Origin of the sequence: Pseudomonas frederiksbergensis, assembly GCF_900105495.1 — a bacterium.
Taxonomy (GTDB): Bacteria; Pseudomonadota; Gammaproteobacteria; order Pseudomonadales; family Pseudomonadaceae; genus Aquipseudomonas; species Aquipseudomonas frederiksbergensis.
Genome location: NZ_FNTF01000002.1, coordinates 4,586,075 through 4,598,281, shown reverse-complemented (window position 1 = coordinate 4,598,281; position 12,207 = coordinate 4,586,075). Strand labels below are relative to the sequence as shown.

Annotated in this window: 14 protein-coding genes and 1 pseudogene; 10 read left to right on the top strand and 5 right to left on the bottom strand. The window is 52.6% G+C overall.

Going from position 1 to position 12,207, the window contains the following annotated elements; translation table 11 throughout:
• Positions 1-48 precede the first annotated feature (48 nt).
• The 7 genes from BLW70_RS21565 (at position 49) to tnpB (ending at position 6,473) form a co-directional block, all read left to right on the top strand.
• On the top strand, positions 49-1,206 hold the full coding sequence (locus BLW70_RS21565; RefSeq protein ID WP_074877395.1) for a TDT family transporter: 1,158 nt from the start codon (positions 49-51) through the stop codon (positions 1,204-1,206).
• A 175-nt stretch (positions 1,207-1,381) separates the two neighbouring features.
• A complete protein-coding gene (sorA, locus tag BLW70_RS21560; RefSeq protein WP_074877393.1) occupies positions 1,382-2,611 on the top strand; it encodes a SorA family sulfite dehydrogenase catalytic subunit in 1,230 nt (409 codons plus the stop codon).
• Positions 2,612-2,620: 9 nt separating this feature from the next.
• Complete coding sequence (locus BLW70_RS21555) at positions 2,621-3,265, top strand: c-type cytochrome (protein WP_139273408.1); 645 nt, start codon at positions 2,621-2,623, stop codon at positions 3,263-3,265.
• Positions 3,266-3,310: 45 nt separating this feature from the next.
• Positions 3,311-3,925: a thiol:disulfide interchange protein DsbA/DsbL gene (locus BLW70_RS21550; RefSeq protein WP_074877390.1), complete on the top strand. Its 615-nt coding sequence runs from the start codon at positions 3,311-3,313 to the stop codon at positions 3,923-3,925.
• A gap of 741 nt (positions 3,926-4,666) precedes the next feature.
• On the top strand, positions 4,667-5,542 hold the full coding sequence (locus tag BLW70_RS21545; protein WP_074877388.1) for a LysR family transcriptional regulator: 876 nt from the start codon (positions 4,667-4,669) through the stop codon (positions 5,540-5,542).
• Positions 5,543-5,839: 297 nt separating this feature from the next.
• The gene (tnpA, locus tag BLW70_RS21535) at positions 5,840-6,172 is read left to right on the top strand and encodes an IS66-like element accessory protein TnpA (protein WP_074877385.1); all 333 of its coding nucleotides are present in this window, start codon (positions 5,840-5,842) and stop codon (positions 6,170-6,172) included.
• Positions 6,173-6,176: 4 nt separating this feature from the next.
• Entirely contained in the window at positions 6,177-6,473 is a 297-nt protein-coding gene (tnpB, locus tag BLW70_RS31165; protein ID WP_074877383.1) for an IS66 family insertion sequence element accessory protein TnpB, read from the top strand.
• 205 nt (positions 6,474-6,678) lie between these two features.
• Here tnpB and BLW70_RS21525 read toward each other — a convergent pair whose 3' ends face one another.
• The 5 genes from BLW70_RS21525 to BLW70_RS21505 are packed head-to-tail and all read right to left on the bottom strand — an operon-like array spanning position 6,679 to position 10,020.
• Positions 6,679-7,269, bottom strand: coding sequence for an HvfX family Cu-binding RiPP maturation protein (locus tag BLW70_RS21525; RefSeq protein ID WP_074877381.1), 591 nt, complete (start codon positions 7,267-7,269; stop codon positions 6,679-6,681).
• A 12-nt stretch (positions 7,270-7,281) separates the two neighbouring features.
• Positions 7,282-7,941, bottom strand: coding sequence for a putative DNA-binding domain-containing protein (locus BLW70_RS21520; protein ID WP_074877379.1), 660 nt, complete (start codon positions 7,939-7,941; stop codon positions 7,282-7,284).
• Positions 7,938-8,771 (bottom strand): MbnB/TglH/ChrH family RiPP precursor modification enzyme, encoded by an 834-nt coding sequence (locus BLW70_RS21515; protein ID WP_074877377.1) that lies wholly within the window; start codon positions 8,769-8,771, stop codon positions 7,938-7,940. Before BLW70_RS21515 ends, BLW70_RS21520 begins: the two co-directional genes overlap by 4 nt.
• Complete coding sequence (locus tag BLW70_RS21510; protein WP_074877375.1) at positions 8,768-9,070, bottom strand: hypothetical protein; 303 nt, start codon at positions 9,068-9,070, stop codon at positions 8,768-8,770. The genes BLW70_RS21515 and BLW70_RS21510 overlap by 4 nt, the downstream gene beginning before the upstream one ends.
• A 14-nt stretch (positions 9,071-9,084) precedes the next feature.
• On the bottom strand, positions 9,085-10,020 hold the full coding sequence (locus BLW70_RS21505; RefSeq protein WP_074877373.1) for an MBL fold metallo-hydrolase: 936 nt from the start codon (positions 10,018-10,020) through the stop codon (positions 9,085-9,087).
• Between the two features lie 609 nt (positions 10,021-10,629).
• Between BLW70_RS21505 and BLW70_RS21500 the strand changes: the two genes are divergently transcribed.
• From BLW70_RS21500 to BLW70_RS31550, 3 genes and pseudogenes are all read left to right on the top strand, one after another.
• Complete coding sequence (locus BLW70_RS21500) at positions 10,630-10,884, top strand: DUF2790 domain-containing protein (RefSeq protein ID WP_074877371.1); 255 nt, start codon at positions 10,630-10,632, stop codon at positions 10,882-10,884.
• A gap of 105 nt (positions 10,885-10,989) precedes the next feature.
• Positions 10,990-11,214 carry a co-regulatory protein PtrA N-terminal domain-containing protein gene (locus tag BLW70_RS21495; protein ID WP_074877369.1) on the top strand — a complete coding sequence of 75 codons (225 nt, stop codon included), beginning with the start codon at positions 10,990-10,992 and terminating at the stop codon, positions 11,212-11,214.
• Positions 11,215-11,531: 317 nt separating this feature from the next.
• Positions 11,532-11,679: pseudogene (locus BLW70_RS31550) on the top strand (group II intron reverse transcriptase/maturase); the annotation flags it as partial.
• Positions 11,680-12,207 lie beyond the last annotated feature (528 nt).

The window sequence follows — 12,207 nt, the reverse complement described above, 5'->3', positions numbered from 1 at the left end:
CCAAAAAATGAGCGCACGCTCAGTCACACATACATCAGGAAGATTGTCATGTCGTTTAAAGATCTCGCAACTATCAATGCGGGAGCCAAACCCCTTAGCCATTTGAGTCGACCTCGCGATGCGATACGCCTATTCACGCCGAACTGGTTTGCAGCGACCATGGGCACCGGCATTCTTGCCTTGGCCCTGGCTCAGTTTCCTCTAGCCATCCCTGGCTTGAGGTCCATTGCCGAAGGGCTCTGGATGTTCAACATCCTTCTGTTCTGTACCTTCAGTGCCCTGTACATGGCTCGGTGGATCATGTTTTTTGACGAGGCCAAGCAGATCTTCGGGCACTCCACGGTCTCGATGTTCTTCGGCACTATTCCGATGGGGCTTGCGACCATTATCAATGGTCTTTTAGTGTTTGGCGCTCCTCGCTGGGGCTCAGCTGTCATACCGTTGGCTGAGGCCCTATGGTGGATAGATGTGGTCATGGCACTCGCTTGCGGTGTGCTGATTCCTTACATGATGTTCACCCGTCAAGAGCACAGCATCGATCAAATGACGGCCGTCTGGTTGCTGCCAGTTGTCGCGGCGGAAGTCGCGGCCGCAAGTGGTGGGGCGCTGGCTCCGCACCTGCTCGATACCGGCGCGCAATTCGTTATGTTGATTACCAGCTATGTACTGTGGGCCTATTCGGTTCCTGTCGCGCTGAGCATTCTGGTCATCCTGCTGTTGCGCATGGCGTTGCACAAACTTCCCCACGAAAGCATGGCTGCATCCAGCTGGTTATCCCTGGGGCCTATCGGTACGGGTGCGTTGGGCATGCTGGTCATAGGCAGCGACGCTCCCGCGATCTTTTCGGTGCAGGGATTGCAAGGGATTGGCGAGGTTGCTCAAGGCATTGGCCTGATTTCCGGCATTCTTTTCTGGGGCCTGGGGTTGTGGTGGATGGCAATGGCCACCCTCATCACGGTCCGTTACTTTAAGACGGGTGTTCCTTTTAACCTGGGGTGGTGGGGGTTCACTTTTCCTATCGGCGTCTATGCCCTCACGACTCTCAAGTTAGGCGCTGTTCTCCATTCCATCTTTTTCAATATTTTTGGCGGATGCTTGGTGTTGGTGTTGGCGGTCCTGTGGTTGATCGTGGTTTCCAGGACAATTGCTGGTGCGTATCGAGGACATCTTTTCGTCTCGCCATGCATCGCTTCTTTGGCTAAATAGTCAATTCATCAATAGCTGCCTCAGGCTTGCGAGCCTGAGGTCAGCGACCAACTTGGCCTATTGTATTAACTATCTGACGAACGACGGACGCGTAGAGCGGGCCAGTGGCAGCGCTTGGGAAATAAAGTAAAGAGTTTGATCTTCAATCCTTATTCGTGTTGAGAGTGCAGAATTTATGTCTATTGATAACAGAAACACTATTAAGCGCCGTGTTTTTCTTCAGGGGGCAAGTCTGGTAGCTGCGGGGCTTGCATTTAAACCGTTGCATAGTCGAGCGGCAGAAACTGAGGCTCAGGACTTTGCCAATGGAACCCGAGAGTTGGTGGCTTATCCGCAGAAAAGACCGCTGATGCGTGTCACGGCTCGTCCACCGCATCTGGAAACACCGTTTTCAGTGTTCAACGAGTCGCTACTGACGCCCAATGACGCTTTTTTTGTTCGCTATCACCTTGCTAATCTTCCTACCTCGATTGATGCGGACAACTATCAACTACAGATCAAAGGCCTAGTGGACAAACCGCTCAGCTTGAGCCTCGCTGAACTCAAGGCGTTGGGAAAGACCGTCGAGGTAGTGGCTGTCAACCAGTGTTCCGGTAACAGCCGAGGTTATGGATCGCCGCGGGTATTTGGTGCGCAGCTGGGTAACGGCTCGGTAGGTAACGCGCGGTGGACGGGCATCCCGTTAAAAGCAGTGCTTGAGCAGGCTGGGGTGCAGGCGGGGGCTAAACAAGTTACCTTTCGCGGTCTGGACCACCCGGTATTGCCGACAACACCAGAGTTCATCAAGGCCCTGGGTATCGATCTGGCGCTAAGCGATGAGCCGATGATTGCCTGGGCCATGAACGGCACCGATATCCCTTTTCTTAATGGCTACCCCATTAAACTGATTGTTCCTGGCTACTTCGGTACTTATTGGGTCAAGCACTTAAGTGAAATTGAGGTCATCGACCATACCTTCGAAGGCTACTTTATGGAAAAAGCCTACCGTGTTCCTGACAATGATTGCCAATGCGTACCGCCAGGAACGGTACCAGACAAAACCCGTCCGATTGGCAAGCTGAAAGTACGATCCTTTATTACCAGTTTGCAGCCTGGCGCCAAGGTGAAGCTTAACGTGCCCATTACCTTGAAAGGCTTTGCATTTGATGGTGGGCACGGCATCCAGTCAGTTGAAGTGTCTGAAGATGGCGGCAGAAATTGGCAGTTGGCTGTATTGGGTGAGAACCTAGGCAATTACTCATTTCGCGGATGGACACTGCAGTGGATACCTCGAGAAAAGGGCAAAGTAGGTTTGCAAGTTCGTGCCACGAACGGGCAGGGCGAACAACAGCCAGTGAGAGCTTTGTGGAACCCGGCTATCTATGTAAAGAACAATATTGAAACCACCCCGGTCACGGTTGTATAGGACTCCAGGATGAAAAGTGTATTTGGACACATCAAAGCGTTGCTGTTCGCATTTTGTACCTTTCCGATTTGCGCAGTAGCTTCTCCATTAACAATTGATTTGCCTATTGAGACTATCAGCCTCCGCCCCTCGGACTTGCCGGGTTACTCCATTGCTCAGCAGAAGTGCGGAATATGTCATTCAGCCGATTATATTGAATATCAACCTCCTGGCTTCAGCCCGAAACAGTGGACAGGGTTGGCCAGAAAAATGAAAGAATCCTATGGCGCCCCACTTTCAGAGAGCGAAGTAGGTCAGGTGGGTGAATACCTGGCTGCTACTTATTCAGGTCAACCTGCTGTCGAGAGTAAATCTGCAATCAAGACCATCGAGCGTGTGGCGCCTATAGTGGATAACCCTAAAGTTGCCGATGCGAAGACGCTTCTGGAGCAGAATGGCTGTCTCGGCTGCCATGCGATTGATCGAAAGATTGTTGGCCCCGCGTACCATGATGTTGCAGTGCACTACAAAGGCGATGCCCAAGCCATTTCACAAATTATTGATCGCATCAGTCACGGTGGCGCTGGACGTTGGGGGGCGATACCTATGCCGCCATTCCCAGGTTTACAGCCGGCCGAGCTGAAACAGTTGGCGGACTTTGTTCTGGCGCAGTGACGGTCACAAATACACTTCGATTCATAAAATGAGTGAGATGCTTTGATGCGTAAGTTCTGCTTGGCTTTGGTTATGCCCGCGATATTTTATATTCCAATGGGGATGGCGGCCCCGGTTATTTCATTACAGGCTGGAAAGAATTATACAGTGACGGATGAGCCGGTAAGCCAATCGCCAAAAGTGCTCGAGTTTTTTTCGTATGCCTGTCCTCACTGTCGGCAACTCGATCCGAGCATAACCCAATGGGCTGCCAGGGCTGGAAGCGACGTAACCCTGACTCGTGTCCCTGTCACTTTTGGCAGCAAGCAATGGGAAGGTTATGCAAAAGCCTTTTATGTTGGTGAAGCCCTTGATATTCAAGTCGTCACGAATCATGCGCTATTTGAACTGGCGCATCGCGGCGGGAAGCTGGAGACTGCTGAGGAGATTGCTGACTTTTTTGTTGGGCTCTGCATAGAAAGAAAAGTTGCCGAGCAACAAATCAACTCATTCGCAGTTAAAAGTCGGATGGCTCAAGGCGATAAACTTACCCAGCGCTATAAAATCCAGGCGGTGCCCAGTTTTGTGGTGAATGATAAATACTTCACCGACGCCAGTATGGTGGGTTCCCCAGAGGCAGTGCCTGCCGCTCTCACGCAATTGGTAAAGTTGCACGATTAGATTGTACAGCCTCCAGCATCGTTTGCTTTTTGTTGGGGGCTGTCTGACTGAAGTGGCTGACCAATCACAACGAGATTCCGCTCATTTGTTTGGGCACGGAGCAGCTACAGATCTCATGACCGAATTATTCAGGACAAACACAGCACCATAACGTGCTGGTTTAACAATAACTTATCCGTCCAGCCTGTAAGGCAATGCTTCATCGGAGATGATGGCTGAGCGTTACAATACGCAAGGTTCAGAACAGTTTGCGTAGTTCCGTCAGAGCCACGGACAGGTTCTGGAGACGCTAAGGCAGCAGCATCCCGATCTGGAATCGCTCGCGCCTGATGTCGAGTTGTACGCATCCGCGCAGCAGATAGTGGATTGGCGTGGCTGTTACTTTAACTCCACAGCTATCGGAGTTGGTACCGTGGATAAAATCTGGGGTCTGGTCTGCCACCAAATCCGGGACAGACAAGCTGGGCTTGCGTTATGTCCTCGAGAGGTAATGTCGTAAACACCGTATGGTGCAAGCCAGTGAGACCATTGCGTCAAAGCTTTTTCCCAGTTTGTTGTGGCGTGCACCAATTTGATGTCCAGGAAGTAGCGAATAGGATAATATCATGCACTTATTTAACTTGCTTAGCCATGGTGCCAAGTCAGCGCTGCCCCGTCACTTAGCGCTGACTGCATCGTCCAGATATTGGATAGACTGAGTATCCGCTAGCATTCGCTCATAACTATTCTTTTTTCCCATATATGAACCTTCATCACCTCTTAGTCTTTCATACGATTAGCAAAACTGGCAGCATTACCGCCTGCGCAAAGGCGTTGCACATCTCGCAACCGGCTTTGTCTCGCGAATTGCGCAAACTGGAGGAGCGATTCGGTCTGACACTGTTTGAACGACAACCACGTGGTATGCGTTTGACGCACGCCGGCGAAGTTCTTGCCGAATATGCCGATCGACTCTTTGATATTGTCAGAACAGCTGACCTGGCGATGAAGGAGCTCGCATGCGCCAACATTGGGCACTTATCCATAGCGGCAAGCAGCACCATCGGTACATATGTATTGCCGCGCGTTCTCGCACGTTTTCGGAATAACAATCCAGGTGTAAAGGTAAGTCTTTTCGTGAATAACACGGAACAGGTATCTCAGGCCGTTGCAGATATGCGCTACTCGTTGGGGTTCATTGAAGGTCCTTTGCATATAAACGGTTTGACCGCGACCAGTTTTCGCCAGGACGATTTGTTGCCGGTAGTAGCTGCATGGCACCGGTTGGCCGATGCTACAACCATTAAACCCCGGGATATCAATGACGAGCCATTACTGATGCGCGAGGTCGGATCGGGAACGCGCGAATTGGTCGCGGCAGTACTCGAAGATCTTGGTGTGCAGCAAGGATCGATCATGGAATTTGGCAACACCGAGGCCATCAAGCAGGCAGCCATTCATGGCGGCGGCATTGCCTGGCTACCCTCCATCAGTATCACCGATGAATTGGCCAATGACGTACTCATCCCTCTACCCTGTGCGCAGCTCACGCTTCGCCGAACGTTGAGTATTGTGCGTCGCGCGGCCGTACCTGATGGGCCGGCCGAGCGCGAATTACTTTCCTTGCTCGAGCAGTAACTGCAAACGGCGGGCAAAGGTTCTGCATGAAAAAGATTCTCTATCCCGATAACCATAAGCTATCCGCTTGATCGGTTGTTTATCCCTTCCAACTGCCTTGTGTGCATTGCCAGCGACTCCGACTTACCTTGTCCTGCCGGTAAGTTTTTTGCCGTTTGGTGAACTGGATGAGAACACCTTTTTTTAGATGTGTTGTATGCGTCCGGCCAAGTCATCTACCCAGCCCCGCAAGGCCAAGACATGGTGTGCACTTAAATTTAAGTGGGCACCAGTTCTAGCCTTTTAAGCGGGTATTTCATGCAGCCAACACGCCGTTTCTATTCCAAATCCTTCAAGGCCCAGGTCATTCAAGAGTGTGTCCAGCCCGGCGCTTCGATTGCCAGCATCGCATTCAGCCATAGCCTCAACGCAAACCTCGTCCACAAATGGATTCGAGTGCACGCGCAGAAAAGCACTGCGCTGCAACCTGCATTTATTCCGTTACCCATGCTGCTGGCCGGAGCAAATTCGCAAGCGACATCGTCGAATATCTGCGTTGAGATCCAGCCCCCGCGCGGCACCATCAAAGTGAACTGGCCAACTGAAAGTGCTGCTGCCTGCGCGACTTTTCTTCGAGATTTGCTGCGATGATTCGATGGACATGCGAGCGGGCATCGAAACCGCGTTAGCCAGGGTGATCGCGGTGTTCGGTGCGGCGAAGCCGCACTGTGCTTATCTATTCGCCAACCGTCGCGCCACTCGTATGAAAGTTCTGGTGCATGACGGTTTCGGCATCTGGCTGGCTGCTCGCCGGTTGAACCAAGGCAAGTTCCACTGGCCAAGCATTCGCCATGGCTCTGAAATACAGTTGGATACCGAGCAACTCCAAGCTCTGGTATTGGGCCTGCCATGGCAGCGCGTGGGGTCTGGTGGTGCGATCACACTGCTTTAACGGCTGCCATTAGCCTATCGGTCTATCGCTGCAAAAAAAATGGGCTGAGTAGCGAACTCAGCCCAAAGCTATTCAAACGGAACCTTCAGAACCCGGCTTGGGTTTAACTGTTACCGTCGCCGGTCGTTGATGGATATACCTGGCGACATTGACCACGCGGCTACATAGCGCGTCCTAGATTGGAACCGCCACGCTAGCCATATGGTCACTTCGGCCAACGCGGGAAGACCTTGGCCAGCCAATGGTCTGCGCTGACATAGCGACCTGCACCATAGAAGAACAGCACCATAATCATGATGGCGTAGGTCACCGTGAATTCGATGCCGTTGTTGAGGATTATTGGGTCACCCAATTCCGTAACATAATTGAAGCGGCCCGGAAAGGATTGTTGCAGCCAAGTCATTAGACCACTGAGCCGCATACTTGCTTCGGTGGATTTGTCGGCAATCGCGGCCCAGCCGTGCGACCAGTGGACGGACAGACCGGCGACGGTCATCAATATCGCCAACGGAATGGTGACGATGCGGGTGAACAGACCCAGGGCAATGCAGATGAGTCCTGCTACTTCGGTTCCCGTAGCAAGCGTGGCCATCAGCGTGGGCAAAGGCATGCCGAGACCGCCTTGAGCTGCTGGAGTGGCGAACCACTCGACCAGGCCACTGAAGCCGGTAACTTTGGCGTGGGCGCCCTCGTAAAGGGTCGGCAGCAGATACAAACGGATGGAAAGGAGCGCTACGAAATCCAACTTTTTGGACCTTTCGAGGCCGCGATTCAGAAGTGCGATCAGTTTAGCCATGGTGATGCCTTACTATTCGTGGTGTGAAGTAATGAGTTCGTGCGCAAGCGCGTGCGCGAACCAGTGTGCTGACTCTTTTGGCGATATGAGCCGCTCGCCATCTGTGAAGGAGGACAGTTCTGCGATGTCGTGATTTGAAAGCCTTTGCGTCATGACCCTATGGTCGAATGTGCGAAAGATGGCATAGGCATAAGGCGCATCGTGGTTTAGCAGCGCCTGCGCCGCATGTTGGTCGTCCGCATGCAGATCAAAGGGAGTGGCCAGCCATCGCACAGTGGGGTTGAGGTAAACATGGGTTGGGCGACGCGCCTCCTGTCCATCGGGGCGGGGGACTGGGGTTTTATCGACCTCAACGTCAAACAGAATCCATTCGTACTCGATAAGGGGCCGCCCGATACCTGGCGGTAGGCGCGGTTGCATGAAGCGGACAAACTCGGTCGCGAGGTGAATGAATTCGGCCCGCGTTGCGCCAAAGCATTTGTAGAATGCGTCGATATCTTGGCGCAGGCGCTCGGCACCGCGATGTTGGGTAAACCGTGGGAACATCGTGGTGACTAGCTCTTGCGCGTTCACCCGGACCAACTCGCCATACGGGCCGAGATCACCGCGGCGAACGGCCTGACACCGACGCTCTGCTTCGCTGGCGACATCTGCTGCGATGCGAACGTTCATTGCAGGTTCCCGGTCGAGCCGGTCATGGCCTCATGGATGCCGCGTAGTTCCTCACACAGCTCGTCAAGGCTGGGTATATTGTTGTCGCGCTCCAGCACAATGGGCTGCTCGCCGAACCGATGAACCGCATAGGCACCCAGATTAAGCACGGCGGCCGAAACGTCGGTTCCATGGGTATCCAGGACCCGCTCTTGAGGGCCATTATCCAGATGGCCGGCAACGTGAAAGTAAGTCACCGCATCCGTTGGTAATGCATCTATGAACATGTGCGGATCGAATCCGTGATTGCGCGAGTTCACATACGCATTGTTGACATCCAATAGCAGCCCGCAGCTTGAGGCGTCGATCAGCCGAGCGATGAATTCGCTCTCGGCCATCTGCCCCTCCTCATCGTAGTAGTAGGAGATGTTCTCCAACGCGATACGCCGGGACAGGTAATCCTGCACTGCCTTGATCTTATCGACCATCAGCTGCAGGCTGGCCTGCGTGCGACGTACCGGAATCAGCTCGTAAAGGTAGCCGCAGCTATCGCGTGACATGCTGACGTGATCGCTGTAAATCGCAATGTCGTAGTTGTCCAGGAAGGTCTTCACTGCGCTCAAGTAATTCATATCCAGCGGTTGTGCGTCGCCGATGGACAGGCTCAAGCTATGTGCCACCAGTGGATATTTATCCGCGATGGCGTCGAGTTGTTCCATGCTCTCTCCACCCAACCCCATCCAGTTGTCGGGTACGACTTCCAGAAAGTCGAAGTCATTCCGGATGGGGCCGTTGGCGAGAGACGAGGCAAACTCACGTCGGAGCCCAAGCCCTCGTCCTTGGATAATCATTGGCCACAAACCCCTTCGGAGAGCTTCTTCTGAGTCGTTTCGGCGATGTCGTAACCTTCAGCGGTCAGGCCACATTTACCGTCACGTGTGCGGACCAGGCGACCCTGTGGGTCCTGACTGAGTTTGGTCTGGCCGTAGATCTTCTCGGTGCCGCACTTACCGCTGGCACACTTGCCGCCACCCGTGGTGGTCTTGGCAGTGGCCGATGGTGGGGTTTCGCTTGCGTGAGCCGGCTGGCTGATGACGGCGAGCGAGGCGAGCGAAGCTACAGCGATGGATAGTGCAAGTGTGTGTTTCATTGGATGCTCCTGAGTCATGGCATTTCGAAGCGCGACAGATCACGACCGGCGTAAACCGGGCCGTGGTAGTAGCGTTTGATGATTTCGACGTTGCTATCCTTATTCTTCAAAGACTTACCCATGAAGTGATTGAGGATGAGCATTTTGGGATTGACGGCTGCGGCAATCTTGCCAACGACCGTGGGTGTTGCATGGAGGAATTTAGAGGTGTCGTCGGCATCGTCATCGATGGCAGCCGGCATAACCAGAATGTCAGCGCCCTTGGCAAAGTCGATGAACCCGGCACGGCTGCCGTTCTGATCCGCGGAGATCACGATCGTGCCGCACTTGCCTTCGATGCGAAACGCCAGGGTCGGCACATCACCGTGCGGAATGCCGTACGCATAAACCTTAACCTCGGCGTCTTGATAGACGAGGGAGGCTTTCTCGGCGTGGCGATCCACGTTGATAATCGGGCTGACCTTCAGATTCAGCCCATCACTGCCATCATGCAGACCCTCGAGATAGGCAAATGAGCCCGTCTTGGCAGCAAACGTGTCACGGAAGAATTCCGTCATGCTCGGGAATGAGTCAGATCCATCCGGACCGACCAGTGCGGTTGTGTGGCCCGAGGCCATAAAATACGCGCCCTTCAAGATGGCGGGTAAGTCGACACTATGGTCCGTGTGGAAGTGCGAAATGCCGATGAAGTTCAGGTCTTCCAATCGGGCATGCGCCTGACCAAAGCGCAGGTACGTACCGCCGCCAGCGTCAATGAGCAGTCGCGACTTTCCATCAATCCAGACTATCTCCCCGGATGATGCACGAGCGTCGTCAGAGATGGGGCCACCAGAACCGAGCAGTTGAATGCTCATGGAATGCGATTTGTCACAGCTAGTTGTAGCGGCCAATGCACCGCAGGAGAGTGCCGCCAAGCTAAGAGCGGTGGCGATTCGCAAGATTTTTTTCACAGTGAAGCTCCAAACGGACTGAAGTTGAATGTGCAGGGCACCGAGTGGTGCCAAGCAGCACCAATGAGGTGTGACACATCGTCATCTACAGCCGACATATGCACCATTGCTTGTTTTTGATAGGTCGCATGCCTTTTTGGTATGCATTAAAGCGATGTTGCCGAGTGGGTAGATTTCACTCTCTTGTTGGGCAGGGGGACACAAGCCATGCCAATAGGGCATGGCGCACATGCGAAAAATGTCATCGTGCATATCGGGTGAAAGTGGAAGGATGAATTTGAATCAATCACCGCGCTATCCCGCATTACTTGCTAATGGAAATACCATGGTCATTTCTCGTCCATTTTTTCGCGCTGAACTTGTCCCTGGAGGTCGTTCCCCCGTTTACCCCGATGGGGAATCAGACTTTTCTAGGCGGTATCTCAATTGTGAGTGTCCGGCTCATTAGCCCTATACACATCTCATGCAGTTACGCCTCATGAATCTTAAGGTGGGGCGAGATTGCACTACAACTTTGTCATTGTTCTGTTCGTAGATTGCTTTTGTCGGATTAGTTGCTGTGGGCTAATTGTCAGCTAAAAAAAACTAAACAAATAGAGAGGTAATACAATGAAGTTATTTATGCTTGGATTTGCTACCTTGCTCACCAGTGGTTCAGTTTTTGCCGATACCACCGAGAACTCACCGGTGATTCACGACAAGACTGGCTTCTATGTTTCTATGGATATCGCAAAAGTCATATCAGTTACCGATATCTCGGGCCAGTGCGGTGTGATTCCCGCACGTCTCGATTACCTGGACCATCAGGGGCGGGAGCATGTATTGGACTATCTGGTTCAAGGGAGTTGCCCGAACGAAAACTGATGATCACTAAGCGATCAATTAATAACGACACTTCCTAAAGTGCCATTCATAAATTTCATATAGCCCAAGCGGCACCCTCCGTTATTACCTCAGGAAATTTATTCTATGAAACTGTCCACCCTTGTCATGGCCGGCCTATTGTCCGTCATCTCTGTCGCCGCCTTTGCCGAAGACGGTTCTGACCGGGCCCGCGCCCGTTGGGAGGCGTTCCAGGCCAGCCAAATGGAGGCCCACGCTGAAGCCGGGCAAAAGACCTTGGCAGCCCAGACCAAATACAACGGTTCTTCTGCAGCAGACACTATCGAACAGAATCAACAGCCCGATATTTGATCATTCGAACCGTTCCCGATATTCACTTCTTTTATACTCGGCTAACTTGGATTTGGTGTTTAATTTAGCGCGCGATAATGCGGGCGTTTATTGTTTTCGCGCCAGGCATGGCGCGTTGCGCGTTAGTGCAACCAGCTTGGCTGTGGTGGCCCCGCTGGTGACCTGGTGGTGAAACTCTCTGCACTCCCGGCAAAGGGAAGAAGCCAGAGGCAAGGGTGTCGCGGGTGACTGCGGATCTGAAGGAAGCATGTGAAACGCAGATCATTTTCCAAAAGAAAACTGTTACTTCGAGTCCCGGATGGTATCCGAGGAAGACTCTGACAGAGTCAAGCATCGACGGCGTCCGTGTCGTGGACGAACGCGGAGCCGGACACGCTTATGGCCCGGGTGCTTGCACCCGCCAACCTCAAGCGTGCGTTTCAGCGCGTAGTCAGCAACAAGGGCGCACGGTGTGCCGATGGCATTATTACTTGGGTTGCGGGATGAGTTGGCACCAACAGCCGAGACTAAAAGAGGGGGAACTCAACTAGCGCTAATCTAGTATTAGTTGCTTATGATACGGGATTAGTGCTGATCGTTGTTCTGTGCTCGCTGAGCTTCTTTTTCCTTCCTGTGATTATTTATATCTAGTCTGGCACCCCAAGCGGTGACGACGACTCCAAAAACGACCAACAGAATCAGTTGAGTGCTAAGCATGGCTGTCTCCCTGTAAAGGGTCTATTGGACTTGCAATTGCATTCCATGCCAAGTTGAAGTTGTTACAGTATCTTACAGCGACGGACGCTTTTACGAATTCGCACTAAACCCTGTCAGCTCGACGCTTCTGATTTTAAGAATCTTCTTATATCAACCAGATAATTCAGCTGTCATCTTCTTCTCCATTTATTTCTCCCAACATTGAACGGCAATGAAGATAGATTCAGAAAGAATTACACAACCCTTTTTACGCTGGCTATTTTTTATACTGCGACAGCAGTTGGTGCCGCCCCGTCT

Excerpts from the sequence above, each read along its gene's own strand:
- BLW70_RS21565 (WP_074877395.1), top strand. The coding sequence starts at position 49 with ATGTCGTTTAAAGATCTCGCAACTATCAATGCGGGAGCCAAACCCCTT.
- sorA (WP_074877393.1), top strand. The coding sequence starts at position 1,382 with ATGTCTATTGATAACAGAAACACTATTAAGCGCCGTGTTTTTCTTCAG.
- BLW70_RS21555 (WP_139273408.1), top strand. The coding sequence starts at position 2,621 with ATGAAAAGTGTATTTGGACACATCAAAGCGTTGCTGTTCGCATTTTGT.
- BLW70_RS21550 (WP_074877390.1), top strand. The coding sequence starts at position 3,311 with ATGCGTAAGTTCTGCTTGGCTTTGGTTATGCCCGCGATATTTTATATT.
- BLW70_RS21545 (WP_074877388.1), top strand. The coding sequence starts at position 4,667 with ATGAACCTTCATCACCTCTTAGTCTTTCATACGATTAGCAAAACTGGC.
- tnpA (WP_074877385.1), top strand. The coding sequence starts at position 5,840 with ATGCAGCCAACACGCCGTTTCTATTCCAAATCCTTCAAGGCCCAGGTC.
- tnpB (WP_074877383.1), top strand. The coding sequence starts at position 6,177 with ATGGACATGCGAGCGGGCATCGAAACCGCGTTAGCCAGGGTGATCGCG.
- BLW70_RS21525 (WP_074877381.1), bottom strand. The coding sequence starts at position 7,269 with ATGGCTAAACTGATCGCACTTCTGAATCGCGGCCTCGAAAGGTCCAAA.
- BLW70_RS21520 (WP_074877379.1), bottom strand. The coding sequence starts at position 7,941 with ATGAACGTTCGCATCGCAGCAGATGTCGCCAGCGAAGCAGAGCGTCGG.
- BLW70_RS21515 (WP_074877377.1), bottom strand. The coding sequence starts at position 8,771 with ATGATTATCCAAGGACGAGGGCTTGGGCTCCGACGTGAGTTTGCCTCG.
- BLW70_RS21510 (WP_074877375.1), bottom strand. The coding sequence starts at position 9,070 with ATGAAACACACACTTGCACTATCCATCGCTGTAGCTTCGCTCGCCTCG.
- BLW70_RS21500 (WP_074877371.1), top strand. The coding sequence starts at position 10,630 with ATGAAGTTATTTATGCTTGGATTTGCTACCTTGCTCACCAGTGGTTCA.
- BLW70_RS21495 (WP_074877369.1), top strand. The coding sequence starts at position 10,990 with ATGAAACTGTCCACCCTTGTCATGGCCGGCCTATTGTCCGTCATCTCT.